This is a genomic window from Methanolobus sp. (assembly GCF_030682845.1).
In the GTDB taxonomy this organism is placed as follows: domain Archaea; phylum Halobacteriota; class Methanosarcinia; order Methanosarcinales; family Methanosarcinaceae; genus Methanolobus.
Genome location: NZ_JAUXNK010000075.1, coordinates 64,319 through 84,629, shown reverse-complemented (window position 1 = coordinate 84,629; position 20,311 = coordinate 64,319). Strand labels below are relative to the sequence as shown.

The following is a 20,311-nucleotide window of genomic DNA, read 5'->3' as shown; positions in this document are numbered from 1 at the left end:
TTGGTTAGTAGCAGAGGTGTGCCGTGGAAACTGGGTGTGGAATGTGGGGGGGTGGTACGTTGAGAACAAACACACCTCTTGCTAAAACTCTAACGAATTCTTATAATAGATCATTGCTTTAAAGCCTTGCGGACAACAGTATATCGTTTCTTATGTATGGTATAAGTTGCTCATGCAGTCACACATGATCTTGCGGATATCCCATCCATAAATACACTTTTGGATAATAATCTTAGCAGGACATTGCCTTTTTCCATTGCTCCAGCTTTTCGCTGAATTTCATAACCCTTGCAGAACTTGAAGACGGAACTGTGAATACCATGACATCAGCAGGCACCTTGCAATGCCTGATGTATTTTCCGGCCATGCTGCCATTACAAATAATCCTGCGGATATGGGTCAGACCTGAAAGGTCGTTGTATATCTCGTTTTGGATGTTGCTGTCAAGGCTGCCCTTCCTCTGGCAACTTTTTAGAGTATCCCACAGACCTATCCTGTGCTCCTGTAAAACCCGGAGTCTCTTATCATAATACAACCCCGCCAGATCAACATCAAGAACACAGCCCACCAGTTTCCAGAAATGGTTCCTTGGGTTACCGTAGTACTGGCCAGAACTCAGAGATATTTCTGAAGGATAGCTTCCCACAATCAATATGTCAGTATACTGGTCAATTACAGGCTCCATTTCCTTCTACCCAATATTGTGCCGGGCACATATAAGTATGATTGAACGGGCAACTTTACCCACATCTAGTTTTTGAACATTGATTCAAAAATGATAAGGGGTATCATCCTATAATCAAATTGTGCATCAAGATAGGGGAACCGGATAGAAGGAGAGTTATCAAATGATCATTAAAAAGACTGCTGCAGTCTGTTTTTTGAGTGTATTGCTTTTGACCGCCACAGGCACCGTTGCGGCACAGACTGAAGGCAACGAGACTCCTATAACAATGGGAGAGTCAGACCAGAACGATCCTGCGATATATGCAGACATAGTTGTGTGGACTGACTGGCGCAATGCCAACACATCTTCGGATGAACTGCTTGTATGGAACGCGGACATATACATGTATAACACCTCCATGGAAGAGGAAGTGCAGATAACCGCAAACGAGTCACTGCAGATAGGACCTGCAATATATGAGGACAGGATAGTGTGGACAGATCTGCGTAACGGGAATGCAGACATATACATGTACAATGTCACTTCCAAAGAGGAGACACAACTGACAGACAACGAGTCTGATCAGTGGTATCCTGCCATTCATGGTGACCGGGTAGTCTGGGAAGATATGCGCAACGGGAATGCAGACATATATATGTATAATATCACATCAGGAGAGGAAATCCAGATAACATCCAATGAGTCATTGCAAATAGACCCCGTAATATATGGGGACATTATAGCCTGGACGGATACCCGTAATGCAAACATACCAGAAGATGACCCGGACTTGAAACTGCAGGACCTGCTCCGATCAAATGTGGATATCTACATGTATAACCTGTCCTCGGGCGAGGAAACACAGGTAACGGCCAACGAGTCATGGCAGGAAGGACCGGGCATCCATGGGGACAGGATAGTGTGGACAGACATGCGTAATGCAAACCTGACATCCGATGACTGGCTGGAATGGAACGTGGACGTCTACATGTACAATCTTACCTCTGGAGAGGAAACACAGGTAACAACCGATAGGTCTAACCAGTTGCTTCCTGCAATATACGGGGACAGGATAGTGTGGGAAGATTACAGGAATCATGCTGCATTATCAACGGATATGAACACGGCGGGAATGCAATGGAATTCAGACATATATAGTTACAATATTTCCTCCCAGGAAGAGGAGCAGATAACTGCAGATCCGTTCCCGCAGGAATATCCGGCAATATACGAGGATACTGTAGTGTGGGTGGATATGCGCAGCGGATACTTTGACATATACATGATCGAACTTGCAGAAGAAACCTAAAGGGATGTATGGGAACACTGCAGGAACAAAAGGATTAAGCTGTGAAGTAAAAAATAGGAAGGGTGGAGAAGGGATTCAGGGCACTTCTTCACTCGGATATTGCCCGGAGGAAGTCTCTTTCAGTGATTATCCCTACAAGGAAATCACCCTCCATCACAGGCAGCGAACCAATGTTTTTGTCAACCATAATATGGGCTGCCTCGCCTATATCTGTTTCCTGGTTTACCTTTACCGTTTCCTTTGAGATAAGGGAAAGGACAGGTTCATCGAATGCTTCATGGATGTTGCCTGTAGTGAGTTTCTCAAAGGCGCTGCCTCCCCCCAGGAAGTGCATTATATCAGAGGCAGTTACCATGCCAAGGATCTTTCCGTTGTTGACTATGGGAATTCTCCTGAACCCATTGTCAATCATGATCCTTGCCGCCTGACCGATACTTGTATCGGGAGTTGTGGTCTTCACTTTCCTGCTCATATACTGAGATACCTTCTTCGTGGAAGTAATGCCTGCTGCAAATCTTATCAGGTCCTTTTCGGTGCATATAGCCACAACCCTGCCCTCATTATCAACTATCGGCAGCCCGCTTGTGTTATTGTCAAGCATTGCCCGTATAGCATCATCGATGCCGGCATTATCCCTTATGCTGACGACGTCCTCCTGCATGATCTCCCGCACAGGAGAATTGATAGCAGACAGCAGGTTTCCATGATGACGTTCTTCCACGAGCAGATTCTTGCTGCCGCCTCCCAGGAAATCGATGATTTCTACAGATGTGACAATGCCTTCCAGCCTGTTCGTACCGGCATCTGTCACCGGGATACGCCTGAAACCGTTTTCGGTCATGGTCCTGATGGCATTGATGATGCTTGTAGTGGGCGGCATGGTCACTGCATCTCTGCTTGCCAGTGCCATGATGCCGCCCTCATGCTTTGATATCTTTTCATCGAAGTCAATAGGTCCGGTCTTTATCATACGGCTATTATTGTACAATGCAGAGCCCTTTTGCTGAATGGTCCTGTCGTTAGCGTGCAGTTTTCCCCGCACTCTTGCCTCATTTTCTGCAACCCTTATATTATCTCTTGTACTCAATATATCACCACACTTTTTGATACCTTGATACCCATTGAAAAAAGAAGATGGGAGTGAAAATTTACAATTTATAGATACAGTCTGATCCGGATAGTCAGCCCGGATGCTGTCATAAACCAGTTCCTTCTAAACAGGCCTTCAATAGATCGTGCCTGTCCACAATGCCCAACAGTTCCCCTCCGTTGGTAACGCTGATCCTGCCGATATCATTACGAAGCAGTTCACCGATGGCCTCACTTACGGATGTTGTCGGAGGTACCGAATATAAAGGAGTGGACATGACTTTTTCCACTTTCATAGAACCGCCCGAGCTTCTGCCTTGCATATTGGTGGTACCTATCCTGGCATAACCGGCCTTTATTATATCAAGCCGGGTAACAATTCCCATTGTTTCTTTTTTATGGGACACCACAGGTATACCGGTATAATCCCATTGAAGCATATTCTCCCATATTCTGGAAATGTTATCATCCGGAAGTGCTGTCTCGACCTTTGTGGTCATGATCTCTCCGACATTCCGGGGAGAAACTTTTGTTGGCTGAATGTGCCGCAGGAGGTCCGCGTTGCTCAGTATCCCTGCAATGGACCTATCAGACGTTGAAACGATCACAGGTGAGAGGGGCTGTTTTGCGTCAAGCAGCATTCTGGCAGCTTTGCGGATATCCATATCCGGCGTGATCAAAGGTGACTCGCTTATGTAACCACGGACAGTCACATTGGATTTGCTGGACCGGATGTTCAGTATATCCTGATCTGTGAGGATCCCCAATACTTTATTCCCTTCGTCCACCACAGGAAGACCCCTGAGAAAATTGTCCCGCAAGATCTGCCGGGCGTGGGTCATATAGTCGTCCTCCCTTATGGATATAGGGTCCTTTGACATTATTTCTCCAACTGTTATTCTTTCACTCCCTGGGGTACAAAGTCGATGCTACAGTACTTTTCCCCATAGAAAAAATGAATCCGCAACTATTTAAATGCAACCTCTGTAAAGCAGAAAAGACATTTGGAGATCTAACAGACAGGATTCCCAGGTGGCTTTTCCGGGTGGCCATTTCCCATCCCGGATGAAATTACTGTAAGCCGGTTATTTTCCACTGTTCCTTGAGGCAAGGAACATGGAGAGCATCCCAAGCTCGTCATAGGGGATCTGCATTTCCATGAGAACAGGCCTGGAATGAAACTCTGAGAGTTCCAATGCATATGATTCCACATTCTTCTTCCATTCATCAACCAGCACGGACCTTTCTTCCGGAGAGATATCCGACTTTGAGAGAGTGTCAATTATCCAGGAAGCAAAGTCCCTGATTATCAAATAACCCACCGGACATGGCTGTAACCCAACTGTGGTACCCGAAGTATTGACCTTGAAAGGATACATGCCGCAGACCGTGGGCCTTCTTTCATATACATGGCACCTGCCTATGTCATTAAGGAACGAACATGGAGCCTGCATGAGATACAGGCTGGGGGAATTGCTGTCCGTGGTGATCTTCCCCGCCCTTGCCGGATCAAGGGACGACAGCACCTTCAGCTCATCCTCGAACATATGTATCTGCCCTTTACTGCAACAGTGGGAGTGGCAGGAGGGCGGGCACTCATAGTGCCGGAGTATGTTCTGTATAATATCGTAACGAATTGCCCTTTTTACGGCCAGGCTAATAGCCACACTTTCTCCCATGATCTGTTTTCACCGACTGTATCTTCGTTTATAAAAAAGTATAAGGGCTGGATAAAATGCCCGGAGAGATATAATGGTTTTGCTGGTAGAGATGGATATAAGGACTTACTAAAAATACAACCCCTACAGACTGTTAACACCGTTCATGAGACAAATCCTACTTTGTTTTTCATGATGTTCACTTCATGTTCTTTCATTCTTTCACTTTCATTTTTTTATCATCGCTAAGTAAACTACCATCTTTGAATGTGATCACCCTGTCAACATAATCAGTGTGCCATGGTTCATGCGTTACCATCACGATTGTCTGGCCATATCTTTCATTCAGCTCTTTGAATACATCCAGTACTTGTTTTGAATTGGTGGTGTCCAGGTTGGCACACGGTTCATCGGCAAACAAGATGTCCGGTCTTTTTGCAATGGCCCTTGCGATTGCCACTCTTTGCTTTTCGCCACCCGACAATTCATCAGGAACTCTATCATGCTTTCCTTTCAGGCCAACCTTTTCCAGTGCTTCAAGGGCAGTTCTGTACGATTCCTTCTTAGACTTTCCTTCCATCATGGAAAGCAGATACACATTTTCGGCGGCACTCATCTCGCTGATAAGTGCATAATCCTGAAAGATATAACCGACCTGTGTCAGCCTGTAATAACTTCTTTCTGCTTCAGGCAAGCTTGAAACCTTTAATCCCCTGATCGTATATTCCCCATCTGTTGCATCGTCCAGGAGTGCCAGTATCCTTAGCAGGGTTGTTTTTCCACTTCCGGATGCGCCCATTATAGCTACAAATTCCCCTTTGTTGATCTCAAATGAAACACCCTTAAGAGCCCTGACAGCCGTGTCTCCTGTGCCATAACACCTTTTCAGGTCCTTTACTATTATCATTTTATCTTCCCCATATGGCTTTGAGTATGCTTTCCCTTGATACACTCCAGGCAGGGAGTATCCCGGCTATCACTGACAGCGTAAGCATGGTGACCACGCTCTGGACAAGCAGCACAGGATCAATAGCGGGCCTTATCTCCAGAGTTTCATAGAATGTTACCGGATTCGCCTGGAAGTAGAACATAAGTGACAAGTATAGTATCAATCCTGCAGATATTCCCAGGGAAACATAGAACGTGCTGAGGAATGCATAGGACAGCACAATGGACCTTGGAGTGATACCCACTGCTTTCAGGATACCTATCTCTTTTTTCCTGTTCAGCACATTGATGTAGATTATGATAAGGACCAGTGCTGCACCTACGATCAGGCTCACGATCTTGGACATGGTATCTATGGCGCCCATGCTTTGCATTGCCTGCCTTATGAGAGACTCCGACTTATCAGCCCATGTAAAGATCTGCTCATTCACTCCTGCTTCTCTTATCTTGTCCTGTATCTGTGCTTCCGTTCCCTGCCTGTCAACCCTGACAACTACACTGGTGGCTTCTTTTCCTTCAAGGCCATATACATCCTCGATCTCTTTGTAATGGACCAGGGCATTAAGATCGACAACCTCGAATTTGCCTTCCATTATGCCTTTGACCTTATAGGTCCTCTTTACCCCATTGCTGTAGGTTACGTCAACAAACGCTCCCGGCCTTACTTCACCCAGGTTGTCATATATCTCGGAGCCAAAACCGGTCCCTGCGATCATAGCGCCAATGATGATCTCGTCCCTGGAAAGATCGCTTAAGAAATCCCCTTCTGAGATAATGTACGGATATCGTGATATCTCGTATTCTTCCGTGGGAAGCATTCCGGTTATCGTTACACCGACAACTTTCTGTTTATGGTTGATGGATGCTCCCACGTCCAGTCTTTTTGTACCGGCTCTCACGCCTTCTACAGCCCGGACCTTCTTCAATACGTTATCAGCATTGTTAATGTAAGTGTTATCGCCCGTTGGCTCAATGACGATATCTCCGTAGGGATAGTCCTGCATGAATCCGGTAAACAGGCCTGAAAGTCCTCCTATCATTGACGGAAGGAACACCAAGTTCATGAAAATGAGTGAAAGGACAAAAACTATGAAAATGAGGGTTTTCTTGTTTCCTCTCTTTACACTGCAGTATGCAATGAGGGCTCCCACCCGGATATCATTGATCATATTGAGCCCTCATTCTTTTTTGTCGTTACCGGAATTATCGTTGCCTTCCATCAGCTGCCTGATGACCGCATCTTTTGATCTTGTGGTCCTGTAATTATAATATATAAGGCCGCCAATAACTGTCAGGATAAGCAATATGATTATTATTGTTCCTATCCCGCTGTTCTTTTCCATAATAATGAGATTAATGTTGGTTTTGATCTGCTCTTCCCCAAAATCATCACTATAGGTTATGGTTACCGGCAGTTCGTATTCCCCTGCCCGGTCCGCTACAAAGGTAATCACGGCAGGCCCGTCTTCATTAGGGGCAAGGGTTCCTATGAAAGATTCTTTTAATCCTTTGAACGGGTGGTCATAATAAACCCGTATTGAATTTATTGTATTGTCACCGGAGTTCTCGATCCTCATTGTCAGTTCGACAGTATCCCCGTCATAGGGGAGAACCGGATTGACCTTTACCGATGCAACGTTCAGATTCCCTTTCCTGTCAAGCACGGTCAACTGGATGTCATATTCGTCCCTTTGCTTGCCATAGTCGTCTTCATAGCTTATGATAACAGGGATCACGAATGTGCCTGCCGTGCTTGCCTTGAACTTGAATAATGCGGTCTGATTACCACCCGGGGCAAGAGAGCCAACTGTAGAGTTGGTGATTCCCTTAAAATTGTGATCTAAGTTGACTACTACGGATTTTGCTATTGCTTTACCGAAGTTCTCTATCTCCAGATTCAGGTCAACAGTATCCCCTTCATAGAGATATTGAGGATTTGTTCTGACAGAAGATATCCTTGGTTCTGCATGTTCGCCTGTCACCATCACTTCGACATCATAGTATTTTACTACGTATGCATCCTCACTTCCGTATGTCAGTCTCATTTTTATGATATGGGGGCCGGGGTTTGCATCAGGGGCTGTCCGCATATGGTACCTTAGCTGCCTTTCGCTGTTACGGTACACGAATCTGGGAAAATAGGCAACCAGATCTTCTGTTACTATGATATCCGGGGGGATGCGGATTATTTCAAAAGTGATGTTTTCAGGAACCCTGGTGCCGCAATTCTCAAGACTGATACCAATGGTGAATTGTTCATTGATTCCTACCGAACTTGGACTTATGTTCTCTACAACCGCATTCAAACATTCATCACCGGCAGATACTGCCTGAACAGTATTTATTCCTGTTAAAAGGAGTGTAAAGATAAACAGGACCAAAAATGTCAGTTTTGTATTGTAATTCATTATGTACTCATCTCTTTTTGGATTTTTTCCGTAAATTCGATCAGGTTTTTAAAAATCATATCCAGTGCCACCATCTGCTGATAATATTGTTCTATTATCCTGAGTGTCCTTTCGGAACCTTCCGCTTTGCTGTTCCTGCATTTTTCAATTATACCGGGAAGATCATTAAGTGCAGGAGCTACCATGAATTCACTCTTGGACCTTATTGCAGCAATGGTGAGCGTCAACATATTCCTCTGAACTGAAAAGTATAACTTTTTTGAACCGGCTTTCTTTGTTTTCTCCACGACCTTTATGCCACTAAGCAGTTTCATTGTTGCACTCACAGCCGAAAAACTATACCCCGTGATCGCAGAAAGCTCTTCCAGTGTCAAAGGATCCGGTTCAGAATACAATATTGCGATCAGCCTGGATGACAATTCGTCAAATCCCTGAGATTTTATCCCCTGATACACAAGATTCTCAAATTCCTTTTTTGTAGTTTTCATCATAACCACATTTACGCTATTTCCAGTGATTACAGTAAATAACATAAATCAACATATATAATTTCTGGTGGCCATGATGGGAGTTGAAAATGAGGTTGCCTGGAAATACTGGAAGCCATTAAGTGACGTGTTCCTTGAATTCATAGATCATCCTGAAGCCAAATTTGAAGGCAATATGGGGTTTTGCAAAGAAGGCATGTTAAGCCTAAAGGGTGCGTGTACATTGGCAAGGAAGCTAATAAAGTTGAAATGCAGGAATTAGAGAACAATAGAGTTGAAACCTATTATGACATTGCAAAGTTGCGAGAGTACATTCTTAATTTAACTCCTGCCGAAGCTAGAGAGATTGGGATAAAATACAGGAGTACGTTGAATAAATTGAAGGATAGGGTGAGGGAAGGGGAGTTAAATATGAATACGAAGGAGATGAGGAAGATATTGAATAAGGTTATTTGGTAAATTTTTTTCTTTTTTTCAATTAGCTTATGCAAATGGCAAATTATAAATACGAGGGGTTAAAGGTTTAACTCTTCGAATTTTAACAATTATACATTAAATAGAATATCGACAACTTGATTCTATAAGATTGAGCGACCAGCAACTATATGAGTCAATTATCCCCTTACAAGTATACTTCTGCATGGGATGGGGAACAATGAAGAAACCACTACTTGATGTTATTTTCATGTCAGAGAAAAGAAAGGGAGTTCTTCTCTTGCTCAAAGATGGAGCTAAGAAGATGGAATATTTACTAAATTCCCTTGATACTACTAGGCAGGCATTGCTTCCTCAGATAAAGACACTTGAAGAACATTATCTTGTTAATAAATACGATGATACTTATGAATTGACAACAATTGGAGAACTTGTAACTGATGATATGTTTCCTCTTTTAAATACTCTCGAAGTTTTGGATAGTGATGTTGATTACTGGGGAACTCATAACCTTAATTTTATCCCGCCTCACCTTTTAAAAAGAATGAATGAGCTTGGGGGTTGTGAAATCATAAAGCCTCTTGTGAGTGAAATGTATGACCTTAACGCCAAAATAACTAATTCCTCTTATATTTCTAATTCTGTAAATATGATTGCTGCGTCATTTCACCCGAGTTATCCCACTGTTTTTTCTGAAATGGCTCGTAAAAATGTAAATGTAAATGCCATCTTCTCCAAAGATGTGATTGACACTTTACAAGAGAATCACTATACTTTTTTAGAGGAAATGACGAAGGGCAAGTCATTTAATATTTTTGTTCACCATAAAAAGTTAGACTTTTTGGCATTTCTGGTCAATGACTACTATACTCTCATGCGGTTGCTAACAAACGAGGGGGAGATTGATGGGCAATACATTATGTGCAGCAATCTCGCCGCTCTTAAATGGGGAAAATATCTTTTTGACTTTTATTTAAAGGATTCCATTCCAATTACTGAACTCTAGTGTTATTTCTTCTTCAAATAAACATAATTTTAATTTGAAGTTATGAAAACAACGTCTTTTTTAATATATTCATTTTATTTCTCAAAATTAAAACGTGGTTGTGCATAATAAGCGCAAAACATCATACATTATTTCTTTGCTTCAAAAGTAGTCTTAAAAATTAGCGTACACTTTTTTCACGTTGTATATATCCCCCACCTTCTGTGCGGTGGATATGATCAGAACCTACGAAAAAAGAAGTTTTAAAGAGGTGGCATTATTGAAACTCACACAATAAACACAAAAATCATGCGGCTGCCGGGATTCGAACCCGGGTTAAAGGCTTGGGAAGCCTCTGTCATACCGCTAAACCACAGCCGCGTGCATGATATATCCTTAATAATACTTCTGAGATTAAAGGCTTTATGGTATCAGGGCACGCGAAAAGAGGAATGGGGGTCAGAGGGAATACCTGAGCTTCCTGGGTTCATGTACCTTGGCGGCCTCGGGGGTCAGGATGCCCATCTCTTTCATGATAATGCAGATCAGATGGTGTCTTGCTTTTTCTTTGGATTCGAATGTGGCCTTATATTCGGTGGTCAGTTTGAGGCCGTCCTTGTCGGAATCGAGGTGGAAGCGTGCATCCCCGTAACCGGCTGACCTTGCTTTCTCTCTGATGCTCTCCACCTTCTCATCGAGATACGCGGGGATATCTTTGATGTAAAAGTCGAACGCCAGTTTGAATTTACCCTTGCCGTGGTTGGTGATAGCCCTCTCAAGGAATACCTTGTTAGGTATCTTGTGGAAGTCCTCGTATGTCGAGGGGGTAGGATCCACCACAACGTAGAACAGGCCTATGTGCTTGACCATGCCTTCCTCATCCCCAACCTCGATATAATCGCCTATCTTGAACGGTTTCTTTGTGAGCAGGATGAACCATGCGAAGTAGGAGAATATGATATCCCGCAGCGCAAAGGCAAAACCCGTGGCAATAAGCCCGAGGAATATGGCTATATCCCTGGTATCGATACCAAGCTGCCAGAAAACGACCAATGTCGACAGAGCGTAGATGAACGCTACATAGGCCTTGCTGAGCAGTATCTTTTCTTCCTGACTGCCTGCACCGCCAAATCGTTCGGGAACCAGATAGATGGTCAGTTTGAGAAAAACAGTCGCTATTGTATATGACACCATTATGGTTAGAATAGCTTCCAGAAAGGCCAGGATTAGTTGAGGAACAACTATGTATTCAAGTCTGATAGCTATTATGGCACCCTGGAGGGGAAGGATCACAAACAGGAAAAGAAGTATCAGCTTGTTGAGAGCCTTATTTACTGTTCCTGCCTTGACCTTGACTTTGTTTAATGCCTCGTCTGCACGTTTTTTCCTCAGTATCGTACTAATGGGCATGGTCCATTGAAGTAATTCTTAAGCGTGCAATTGAGTATAAATGGGGAATACACGTTGGGAGTCTTTAAGCGGTCCGATGTTTTTCAATTATTTCTTCAAAGGAGTCAGCAACATACTTCAAGTTGTCCCTTCCGACCTGGTAGGTACTGAGCTTGAAATACTTTGTCAGCCCGGACTTGATGCCGTGTATGTTCCTTTCCTTCAGCTCTCGGTAGAGGAAGTAGCGGCCTTTTTTGGCTGTCTGGGATATCTCATAGAACACCGGCGCTTCAAAGAACATCAGGTCATGGTTATGTGGCATCTCACCCTTTTGCACGATGCCAAGGTCTGCCAGCCTTGAAGAGAACCAGCGGGCATCTGCTACTTCATTGTACCAGTTCCTTGTGCGCTGCACCACCTGGGGGAAAGAGGCTATCATAGTCATTATGGGGGCACCTCTTACACTGCATCCCAGCAATTCAATTTCCTTGGCAGGATGGGTCGGCGATTTACCGAACACGATACCTGCGTAGTCCTCTTTAACACCCAGGACACCGATGGGACCAGAAGATGCCATGGACTTGTGGCCGCTCCCTACGATGAAATCCGCACCCATGGCCTTTGCGTCAACGGGCATCTTTCCGACTGAATAGGCACCATTGACCATGAGAGGCACATCATAGCTGTGACAGATGTCGGATATCCGCTTCACATCCGTAAGATTTCCATAGTTGCCGTCGGGGTAGGTCACCTGTGCAAGCGCCGGCGCCTTACCCGTATCCCTTATAACTTCCTCGATAGCAGTGGCATATCCTTCGACATAGGTCATGTATCCAGGAGCCTCACTGTGAGGAACTGTCCTGACATTAAGCCTTGCACGCTGTGCCGCAACGAAAGAGGAATAATGAGCAAGCTTATCCATGACTATATAGTCCCCTTCCTTTGCCATGGAATGCATCACAGCAAACTTAGACTCCCTGGCTCCATGAGTGACCCGTACAACGTCAATATTGAGGAACTCAGGCAATGCGCTGTGAACGAACTCCTCTATAGGTGGCTTCTTTATAAGGTCCAGTACCCCTCCACAAAAATCACAGACAGAGTAACCGTCACCCCATTCCAGAAGAGCCCGGCGGGCCTCCTCGGTAAGTATACCGCCTGTCTGGAGCGGATCGATATTGATCGCATCCTTCGGTTCACGTGGAATAAAACCAAACTTCTGTAGTGCTGCATCATCAAGTGCCATTGTCTTCACCTGTTAAATCTTCACCTGTTAGAATTACCTTTTTGGATAGTGAGCCAATACTAATTAAGAATATTCATTAAAGCTTCCCCTGCCAAACAGCAATGAATGTCAGAAATACAAAGCCGGATCTGAGGCAATAGCCACAGAGAGCCGTAAAAAGAGAAATGCACCTCAAAGGTGCTGCAGGTAATCTCAGGCTTCTACTGCTTTTGAGAAAACACCTATGAACTCATCGCATTGGGAAATGAGAACTTTCAGTGCATCCTTGATGACATCTATAGGATCGGTGCCATCTGTTTTGACAAAAAGTATAGGGTCGCTGATAGAAACATGTTTCATATCATAGGTTGCTATCTGCACTCTGCTGTCGTCAAGGAGAACTGACTTGAGCATGTTGAGAAGCGTATGTGTCTCGCCTTTGATCTCAAGGTGCATTTCGTCATCGATCTTATCAATTATCTTCAATTCCATCTTTATCTCACCTGTTATAGTTATTCAGAGTATTCCGGTTCCGTAATCGGAAGACAACTTTCTCTTTTCGATATAGCCACATGAAGGGCATTTGAGTTTACTTTCGTCCTTCTCAAGGATCGTCCTGCATCTGGAGCAACTGGCCCTCATGACACCCAATGACGCTTCAGCAGTGCTCAGGCGCATATTCTGGGTATTGATGACCTTTGCCTTGACGATGTCAGACATCGCAAACTCCTGGGAAAGGCTCTTGACAAAAGAATCCCTCACATTGGAAACATGAATAGCGGCCGGACCATCCATCTGGAACTCACGCTCTCCCTTGCCCCTGATCGCACCAATCGCAACCAAGACAACGGATTCACGTATATTCACAACGCTGCCAACAACAATATCCCCTTCGATCAACTGTGGAGGCGTTTTGGTTTTAGGAAGCACGGATATTACTCTTGAGTTCCTGTCAATATGCACATATCCTGTACCTATTGAATGTATATCACCCACATCAATGTAGGTGCCTTCACCGGCAGTGAACTCTTCGGTAGTACCGACAAGGTCACCGGGCATGACAAAAACACTTTCTTTTGCATCCATTTTATATTCTTCCACAGAACCGCTCACCGGCGGATTTGTTATTATCTCTGCCTCACGTTCTTTGGCCTTTACTTCTGCTTTTGCAGCAGGGCTTTTCCTTGCCCCGGACTTCCCGGAGAAGGGTTTTTTGGCCTCGGATCTTGTATTTCCTGCTTTCTTTGCCTCTGCTTTTGGAGCGAAGGCTCCCTTAGGTCCAGCAGGTTTGCCCTGAGTAGGGGGGGTATCGACAGATACCTCAACTTCACTGACCTGCGCATCCCCGGAGCTGGAAGACTTGATCTTCCTGCGTGAAGTTTTTCTCCTGTTTCTTATTCTAATTAGAATCCCTCTTATGACACTGAAATCGATTTAAAAGTTTGAAAATACCAATCCTGAAATAAGACTGCATTATGACTTAAGGATTTATCGCATAATACGGTACATTTCTACATTGATCATCTCTACATCTTTTTTATGGAATTTGAATGTTCGCTTTAGCGGAAACGCCGTTGAATACCAGTCGGTAATCCTGGCATCACCTATGAACCTGGTGATAAAATCATGGCTCCCACTGTTATGAATGGAATATACCACATCACTGGTTCTCAAGGCACTTAAAAGGAACGGTCGGTCGTTACCTTTTGCCTGGGCCCCGAAAGGAGGGTTCATCACCACCGTATGAGTATGTCCCTGAATCTCTGAGATGTCACAATGGACAAACTCGACATCCACTCCCATTACCTCTGCATTCCTCCTGGCAACCTCAAGAGCCTTTTTGTCCAGGTCAAACCCGACAACTTTCTCAGCCCCCAGCATTTTTGCGCCTATGGCAAGTATGCCGGTTCCGCAACCAAGGTCAGATACCGTGTCCTCAAGATCACCCTGCATATATGCAAAATGCAGCAGTTCAGCAGCAAGGACCGCAGGAGTTGCATACTGCTCAAGAGCAGCACTTGGAGAATCGAATCCCTCTATCTTCTCAAGCAACATCTCGAGTTTGCGTTGTTTCAAGGGCAATCACCTGTGATCTCATCAAATACAAGAGCTTCCCATGACCTCTCCCCCAGGACGATCTCAAATTCCTGTGGAGTCAGCATGGGAGCACTGAACCTGCCAACTTCATCCACTGCAAGCCGCGGGCACGCGGTGTTAACAAAGGCATCCACCCTGAACTGAAGCAGCTGGTCCGGGGTCACCAGGTCCATGGTAAATATATGAGCACTCATGCCATGCCTGACAGCCAGGTCCTTTAAGTCCTGTGCCAGTTGCATTCGCTCCTGCCCCGGCTTTGAGGATACAATGATCCCGAATACTTTTGCATCAAGGGATTTAGCTATCACGGCACTCCTCTGCCTAAGCACTCTTGAAGGATCAGCATGGCGGACCTCATTCACGAATGGGTCCGCTATAAGCACATTTTTTCCCGTTGCAAGTGAAACACCAAGAGGGTGAAACTCACCGCTGCCGATGTAAAGATACTCATCACATTCCTCCCCGCGGCCGGCAGAGAAATTGCACCCGAGCACCTGGCCCGGATAAGCTATCTTACTGTCACCCCTCCCGATGACACATTCCTTACCGCCGGTTTCAAGTATCCTGCAGGCATCCTCCAGTTTATGAACATGCTGGACTGTGGTTATCAGGCATATCCTGTGTCCTGAGAGTTCAGGCAATGCCTTTCTCACAACCTCTGTCACATCCGCCCGGGACCTGACCTCGATAAAGAAAGTCTTTCCGGCCAATCCATTATCATCCAGCGGCGCATGTCCGAAGTGGAAAAGCATGTCCACCTTGTCCAGCAGGGCCACATCTATGTCGCATGCTCCGAAACAGGGATTACCGGATATGATAACATTTACACTGGTCCCGGATTCTATCTGCGCTGCAATTGCAGGTGACTTGCGCTTGAAGCCTTCCGGGAACTGCAGGCCAACTACCTCCGCACCACTGTCCTTTATCACGGAAATGATATGATCTACCTGGAAATCGAAACCTTCCTCTCCCATACTATGCCTCTATTGAAACCCCTTTTTCATTAACGCTTATGCGGACAAGGGTCTTTACGTTAAAGCCCATTTCCCGTAACCTGGAAGCCCCTTCACCACGCTCGATCACAACAATTGCATCTGATATCTCCACACCTGCGTCCCTCAGTGCGGTCATCAGCGCGAGGAGCGTGCCTCCGGTGCTTATCACATCATCAACTATGAGTACCCTGTCTCCTTTTTTAACAGAGTTCACATACAGTTCCCCTTTGGAATATCCCGTATTCTGGGAGATAACGATCTCCCCGTCAAGTGCATACTGGCGCTTCCTGATAATGGAGAAAGGGATACCCGTTCTCATGGACAGGGAAGTTGCAAGAGGAATGCCCATGGCCTCGATGGTCAGTATCCTGTCAATATCCATATCCGCTATCTGGATTATATAAGCCGTAATCTCCTCAAGAAGTTCCGGTTCCAGAAAGGGCACGCCATCAGAGATAGGATGTATGAAGTAATTGTACTCCCCTCTGCGTACTATAGGAGCATTCATTAAAGACTCATGGAGTTTTTCAAGCATAATTATGGCTTAATATCTGACAATATATAAGAGGTATTCCTGAGAACGGAACTTCACCCGGGCATGCTGGCAGGAGTCATCCTTCTTTTTTCCCGTACTCCGACAAGTACCTTTCAACTGCATTCCTTGAGGAGTAACACGCCCTGCCCATTTTTACCGCATCCAGCACTCACTGCCTTGCACGAAGGCTTAGGTACTCCTGTGAGTAAGGCGTATATCCTGCCAGTTCCTTAAGCAAGAGAAGCTCATCGGAACCTCCGGAAGCCGAGACATATAAAGTCAGGCTGTGGTCGACTGCCTTTGCGATGAACTGTGCCAAGGGTTTCAGGTTCCCGGAGTCCGCCGACCTGAGTGAGGCATAGTATTGCCTTCGGTCTTCCTTTTTCAGGACCACCGGTGGATAATTCCGGGAGATCAGGTAGAGATTCGTGAGAAGGCGTGCCACCCTGCCGTTACCGTCGGTGAAGGGGTGTATCTCAACAAGCCTGTGGTACAGCAATGCAACGGTCTCTATCGGATGGGTGCCTGCTGCCCTCACCCTGCCCAGCAGCTCATCCATGAGCACGACAATCTTTTACCGATCAGGAGGTGTTTTTACAACACCCGTGATCCTTATATTATCTGTGCGATATCTGCCGGCATCCTCAGGCAGGCCCGAAGTTACAACTTCATGGAGCCGCTGGATACTGACATGATTTATGGGGACCTTGCCCCTTGCCATGTCCCCGACCAAGTCAAAGGCCCTTGCAGTGTTGCTGGCCTCGATATGCTCCCTCAGGGATTTCCCGCTTATGGTTATCTCCTCCAGCACGATCTTTGTTTCCTGAAGAGTGAGAGTGTTTCCCTCCATGGCGTTGGAATGATATGTGTGCATCAGTTTCATTTCCTCATACAGCCGCCTGAGAACCGCCGGAGGCAAAGGAAGCATGAATCAAGCATTTCAGCTTCATACCGATGCGCTCAAGAAGCCGCCCATCAATGAGTGTTGTATCGGTATCGGCTTATTCCCTGACTACCCGGTACTGCCAAACAGTTGGAAACACATTATCGCGTATAGATACTCTTTCTGTGCCCGATCATGATAACAAGTATGTACAGATTCTCATTATCAAGGTCCAGAATTATCCTGTAATCCCCCACCCTGTATTTGTAACCCGGGTCACCCACAAGTTTTGAGATATAGCTTTCCGGGCGTATCCTTATCCTCTCAAGGGCTGCTATTATTCTCTTTTGCACATTTTGTTCAAGCTTCTGAAACTGCTTTTTTGCATTTTCAGAGAAGATCACAGTATAGGTCATAGACCCAGCTCATCCCTGACCTCTTCAAGAGTTGAGAATTTCCCGGCCCTGATCTGCTCACGTGACTCCTCTATCTCTCTTTTGGTTTCAGCGGAAAGCTCTTTCGTATCCTCGAGCAGGTCCCAGATGACCTCTTCATAGGTCTCCCTTGAGAAAAGTTTCCGGTTTGCCAGTTCAGCCTGCAGTTCTTCACTGATCTGTATCGTCGTGGCCATAGTTTACTATAATATACTATAGAGTATTAAAGTTTTGCAGCTCTGAGCTTCAAATAACATCATTTCAAAAAGACAGGTCCAAATTATCACTTAATACAATCGTTGCGATGGTGATTATGCTAATTCTTGTGGTTGTGATACTGCTTCTTGTGTCAAACTCGACTGGCGGATATTTCGGGATTATGAAAGAAAAACTCGATGTACCAACTCATACTTCTGAATGCAAGATTAAATGCTATAAGTGTTGTAATTATGTTAATTTAGATCCTAGTACTCCATATCCTGAGAGTTGTGGAACTTCCGCAGATAATAATAGATTTAAAACTGAAAATTGTGACTGTAAATGCTAAATTAAAGACCTAAATTTCGTTCTGCAATTTTAAAATAAGATTCGGGAAGACCTCTATTTAAACTAAATTCTTTATTTATTTCATAAATCTCAGAAGTTAAGCCACCGGTCTGATCTGCTTGAACATAATCTGCTGCTAAATTACTGAAATAAGGCATCATGATTACATGTTTCTCGCCGCTGGATCCATGCAATGTTAAAGCACCGTAATTATAACGAGGACCTGTGTAGGGGTCCTTAACCGCTAAGGTCGCTTGGGCGGTCGCTTCGATCATGTCAAGGTCGTTTAGGTCGCGGTAAAATTCTAAGGTTCCGGATGTGGGTCGGAAATATTGTTCTGAAAATTCACGGCCGACATCGGATTTCAGGAGGCCGGATAGAACTACGGGGGATAAGTCTGCGCGGTAATAAAACAGAGTTCCTAAAAAATCTGGATGTTCAGTGAAGAGATTCGTTGACACAATTGTGAATCTAGTGCCTCCTTCATGGGCATATTCTCGCATATAACCGGATACATCGCCACCGTGGACTCTCTCAAATGCTGAATCTTCAATAACAATATGAGAATATACATTTGGATTATAATAATCAGCTGCAATATCTATATTTATTTCTTCGGGAATTGGTTCTTCAAAGACTGGTATTTCTGTATCAAAAGTCGGATCTGCAACTACTTCAAGCTCACTTTCAGCAGCAGGTCTTGCCGCTTCATCGTCAGTGCTGGAGGAAAGGCAGCCTGAGAATGCAAGAACTACTATCATTATGAAGACAATTAAGCCTGAGATCCTGTTCATGTGATAATATCGCTGTCAAAAAGATATAAGATTTTTTTCTTTGTGCCGGATTCCCTTTAACATCATACAAAAGCAATTTTTGCATCCCTCTCCTGTGTGATGGCGGAGTACAGGGCCTCTTTGCTGAGCGAACCGGGATGGTAGTAATTGCCCCTGCTATGAGCAGCCATCTCCTGTACCAGTTTTGATCCTGTGGGGCTGATATCCACCAGAAGCATATTGACATTATGGATGGCTATCTGCCTGCAAACCTGCAGTACCTCCCTCCTGATATTGCCTCCCAGGTGCAAGGCACAGTTAGCAGTTCCGTCCGTGACCAGTACCATTATGGGAACTGCTGAAGGTTCCTTTTTCACCTCACGCAACATGGTGTCCATTCCGGTAAGCACACCTGCGGCCATAGGTGTTGTGCCTCCGAAGGGAACCTTCTCCAGATACCTTTTGGCAGCCTCCACAGATGAGGTGAAAGGCAGCACAAGTTGGGAAGACCTGCCGCTGTAAGTTACAAGTGAAACCCTGTCACGCCTCTGGTAAGCATCCTTGAGCAGGGCTATGACAACACCTTTGGTGATCATTATCTTATCCTGCTCATCCATGGAACCGGACGTATCAAAGACAACAGTGATAAGGCTGGAAATGCGTCTCCTGCGGACCTTCTCCCTTATATCGCCACTCATTATCTCAAGTTTGCCATCCTTTGCGTGCAGGGCCGCTGCGCGCACAGTTGGAGCAATGGCTATATCGTTTATCTTTTCCCCGGGCATCCGGTATCTGACATAACGCCCACGCTTGCTTTTTGTCAGCACCTCTGCCCGCCTGCCGGACTTCAGCCTGCCGGAGGCAAGCCTTTTCTTTGGAGAATTTCGGGCGAAATCATTCATGATCTTCCCGACTTTCTTATCCTCCTGCAACTCCCGGCGTAATTCAGTATCTGAAGCAGGAACAGATGCCTGCCCGGTGTCCTTTTCACCCTCAATATTTCCAGGGAGATATTCTTTTGGTGTCAGCTCTACAAGGACCTGCCCCCCGGAGGAAAACAAGCCTGACGTATCTTCAATCAACGCATCTTTTTCATCCAGGAGTACTGCAGGAGTTTCTCCTGCCTGTATCAAAGGCAGTTCCAGCAGCGCATTTCCAACACTTCCCAACAGAGGTTCGAAGAACTTTAAAGGCTCCATTTCCAGATGGTCTGAATCAGCTATGATATAGATCACACTGATCTCATCAGGTCTTACCTGCTCGAAATTATACTGCAGGATCCCGTATAGTGTGTCAGTGTCCTTTTTAGATATATCCGCCACCGACTCCCGGGGTATGCGCAATCCAAGCACTGCTGCACCGAGATACATCACCTTTACTCCGTAATTCCGGAGAAGGTTCCTGCGAAGTCGCTGGGCATTATCACCGGAGTTCATGTGCACACCCC

Annotated in this window: 25 protein-coding genes and 1 tRNA gene; 4 read left to right on the top strand and 22 right to left on the bottom strand. The window is 45.3% G+C overall.

What is annotated here, in order from left to right; translation table 11 throughout:
* Positions 1–232: 232 nt before the first annotated feature.
* Positions 233–685, bottom strand: a complete 453-nt coding sequence (locus tag Q8J68_RS09960; protein WP_305311368.1) for a DNA-deoxyinosine glycosylase — start codon at positions 683–685, stop codon at positions 233–235.
* Between the two features lie 163 nt (positions 686–848).
* Between Q8J68_RS09960 and Q8J68_RS09955 the strand changes: the two genes are divergently transcribed.
* The gene (locus Q8J68_RS09955) at positions 849–1,976 is read left to right on the top strand and encodes a hypothetical protein (protein WP_305311367.1); all 1,128 of its coding nucleotides are present in this window, start codon (positions 849–851) and stop codon (positions 1,974–1,976) included.
* A gap of 88 nt (positions 1,977–2,064) precedes the next feature.
* Here Q8J68_RS09955 and Q8J68_RS09950 read toward each other — a convergent pair whose 3' ends face one another.
* From Q8J68_RS09950 to Q8J68_RS09920, 7 genes are all read right to left on the bottom strand, one after another.
* Entirely contained in the window at positions 2,065–3,063 is a 999-nt protein-coding gene (locus tag Q8J68_RS09950; RefSeq protein WP_305311366.1) for a CBS domain-containing protein, read from the bottom strand.
* Positions 3,064–3,172: 109 nt separating this feature from the next.
* A complete protein-coding gene (locus Q8J68_RS09945; protein ID WP_305311365.1) occupies positions 3,173–3,946 on the bottom strand; it encodes an HPP family protein in 774 nt (257 codons plus the stop codon).
* Between the two features lie 204 nt (positions 3,947–4,150).
* The gene (locus Q8J68_RS09940) at positions 4,151–4,744 is read right to left on the bottom strand and encodes a YkgJ family cysteine cluster protein (RefSeq protein ID WP_305311364.1); all 594 of its coding nucleotides are present in this window, start codon (positions 4,742–4,744) and stop codon (positions 4,151–4,153) included.
* 193 nt (positions 4,745–4,937) lie between these two features.
* On the bottom strand, positions 4,938–5,630 hold the full coding sequence (locus Q8J68_RS09935) for an ABC transporter ATP-binding protein (RefSeq protein ID WP_305311363.1): 693 nt from the start codon (positions 5,628–5,630) through the stop codon (positions 4,938–4,940).
* Position 5,631: 1 nt separating this feature from the next.
* The gene (locus tag Q8J68_RS09930; RefSeq protein WP_305311362.1) at positions 5,632–6,840 is read right to left on the bottom strand and encodes an ABC transporter permease; all 1,209 of its coding nucleotides are present in this window, start codon (positions 6,838–6,840) and stop codon (positions 5,632–5,634) included.
* Positions 6,841–6,849: 9 nt separating this feature from the next.
* Positions 6,850–7,977, bottom strand: a complete 1,128-nt coding sequence (locus Q8J68_RS09925) for a COG1361 S-layer family protein (RefSeq protein WP_305311361.1) — start codon at positions 7,975–7,977, stop codon at positions 6,850–6,852.
* 101 nt (positions 7,978–8,078) lie between these two features.
* Positions 8,079–8,567 carry a GbsR/MarR family transcriptional regulator gene (locus tag Q8J68_RS09920; RefSeq protein WP_305311360.1) on the bottom strand — a complete coding sequence of 163 codons (489 nt, stop codon included), beginning with the start codon at positions 8,565–8,567 and terminating at the stop codon, positions 8,079–8,081.
* A gap of 73 nt (positions 8,568–8,640) precedes the next feature.
* On the opposite strand from Q8J68_RS09920, the gene Q8J68_RS09915 reads away from it, so the two are divergent.
* The 3 genes from Q8J68_RS09915 (at position 8,641) to Q8J68_RS09905 (ending at position 10,008) form a co-directional block, all read left to right on the top strand.
* Entirely contained in the window at positions 8,641–8,829 is a 189-nt protein-coding gene (locus Q8J68_RS09915; protein ID WP_305311359.1) for a hypothetical protein, read from the top strand.
* Positions 8,817–9,026 (top strand): hypothetical protein, encoded by a 210-nt coding sequence (locus tag Q8J68_RS09910; protein WP_305311358.1) that lies wholly within the window; start codon positions 8,817–8,819, stop codon positions 9,024–9,026. The genes Q8J68_RS09915 and Q8J68_RS09910 overlap by 13 nt, the downstream gene beginning before the upstream one ends.
* A 196-nt stretch (positions 9,027–9,222) precedes the next feature.
* On the top strand, positions 9,223–10,008 hold the full coding sequence (locus Q8J68_RS09905; RefSeq protein ID WP_305311357.1) for a winged helix-turn-helix domain-containing protein: 786 nt from the start codon (positions 9,223–9,225) through the stop codon (positions 10,006–10,008).
* A gap of 289 nt (positions 10,009–10,297) precedes the next feature.
* On the opposite strand, the gene Q8J68_RS09900 is transcribed toward Q8J68_RS09905, so the two are convergent.
* From Q8J68_RS09900 to Q8J68_RS09835, 14 genes are all read right to left on the bottom strand, one after another.
* A tRNA-Gly gene (locus Q8J68_RS09900) sits at positions 10,298–10,368 on the bottom strand.
* A 78-nt stretch (positions 10,369–10,446) separates the two neighbouring features.
* On the bottom strand, positions 10,447–11,397 hold the full coding sequence (locus Q8J68_RS09895; protein ID WP_305311356.1) for a mechanosensitive ion channel domain-containing protein: 951 nt from the start codon (positions 11,395–11,397) through the stop codon (positions 10,447–10,449).
* A 64-nt stretch (positions 11,398–11,461) separates the two neighbouring features.
* Entirely contained in the window at positions 11,462–12,622 is a 1,161-nt protein-coding gene (pscS, locus tag Q8J68_RS09890) for an O-phospho-L-seryl-tRNA:Cys-tRNA synthase (RefSeq protein WP_305311355.1), read from the bottom strand.
* 192 nt (positions 12,623–12,814) lie between these two features.
* Complete coding sequence (locus tag Q8J68_RS09885; RefSeq protein ID WP_305311354.1) at positions 12,815–13,093, bottom strand: DNA-directed RNA polymerase subunit L; 279 nt, start codon at positions 13,091–13,093, stop codon at positions 12,815–12,817.
* A 24-nt stretch (positions 13,094–13,117) separates the two neighbouring features.
* Entirely contained in the window at positions 13,118–13,687 is a 570-nt protein-coding gene (locus tag Q8J68_RS09880; RefSeq protein ID WP_305311353.1) for an exosome complex RNA-binding protein Csl4, read from the bottom strand.
* Positions 13,688–14,089: 402 nt separating this feature from the next.
* Positions 14,090–14,677 (bottom strand): METTL5 family protein, encoded by a 588-nt coding sequence (locus Q8J68_RS09875; RefSeq protein ID WP_305311352.1) that lies wholly within the window; start codon positions 14,675–14,677, stop codon positions 14,090–14,092.
* On the bottom strand, positions 14,674–15,672 hold the full coding sequence (gene dph2, locus Q8J68_RS09870; RefSeq protein WP_305311351.1) for a diphthamide biosynthesis enzyme Dph2: 999 nt from the start codon (positions 15,670–15,672) through the stop codon (positions 14,674–14,676). Before dph2 ends, Q8J68_RS09875 begins: the two co-directional genes overlap by 4 nt.
* Position 15,673: 1 nt before the next feature.
* On the bottom strand, positions 15,674–16,228 hold the full coding sequence (hpt, locus tag Q8J68_RS09865; RefSeq protein ID WP_305311350.1) for a hypoxanthine/guanine phosphoribosyltransferase: 555 nt from the start codon (positions 16,226–16,228) through the stop codon (positions 15,674–15,676).
* Between the two features lie 169 nt (positions 16,229–16,397).
* Positions 16,398–16,787: a Fic family protein gene (locus Q8J68_RS09860; RefSeq protein ID WP_305311349.1), complete on the bottom strand. Its 390-nt coding sequence runs from the start codon at positions 16,785–16,787 to the stop codon at positions 16,398–16,400.
* Positions 16,788–16,802: 15 nt separating this feature from the next.
* On the bottom strand, positions 16,803–17,111 hold the full coding sequence (locus tag Q8J68_RS09855) for a hypothetical protein (RefSeq protein WP_305311348.1): 309 nt from the start codon (positions 17,109–17,111) through the stop codon (positions 16,803–16,805).
* Positions 17,112–17,272: 161 nt separating this feature from the next.
* Positions 17,273–17,527, bottom strand: coding sequence for a type II toxin-antitoxin system RelE/ParE family toxin (locus Q8J68_RS09850; RefSeq protein WP_305311347.1), 255 nt, complete (start codon positions 17,525–17,527; stop codon positions 17,273–17,275).
* Positions 17,524–17,742, bottom strand: a complete 219-nt coding sequence (locus tag Q8J68_RS09845) for a hypothetical protein (RefSeq protein WP_305311346.1) — start codon at positions 17,740–17,742, stop codon at positions 17,524–17,526. The genes Q8J68_RS09850 and Q8J68_RS09845 overlap by 4 nt, the downstream gene beginning before the upstream one ends.
* Before the next feature lie 351 nt (positions 17,743–18,093).
* A complete protein-coding gene (locus tag Q8J68_RS09840; RefSeq protein ID WP_305311345.1) occupies positions 18,094–18,885 on the bottom strand; it encodes a hypothetical protein in 792 nt (263 codons plus the stop codon).
* A 62-nt stretch (positions 18,886–18,947) separates the two neighbouring features.
* The gene (locus tag Q8J68_RS09835; RefSeq protein ID WP_305311344.1) at positions 18,948–20,300 is read right to left on the bottom strand and encodes a VWA domain-containing protein; all 1,353 of its coding nucleotides are present in this window, start codon (positions 20,298–20,300) and stop codon (positions 18,948–18,950) included.
* Positions 20,301–20,311: the final 11 nt, after the last annotated feature.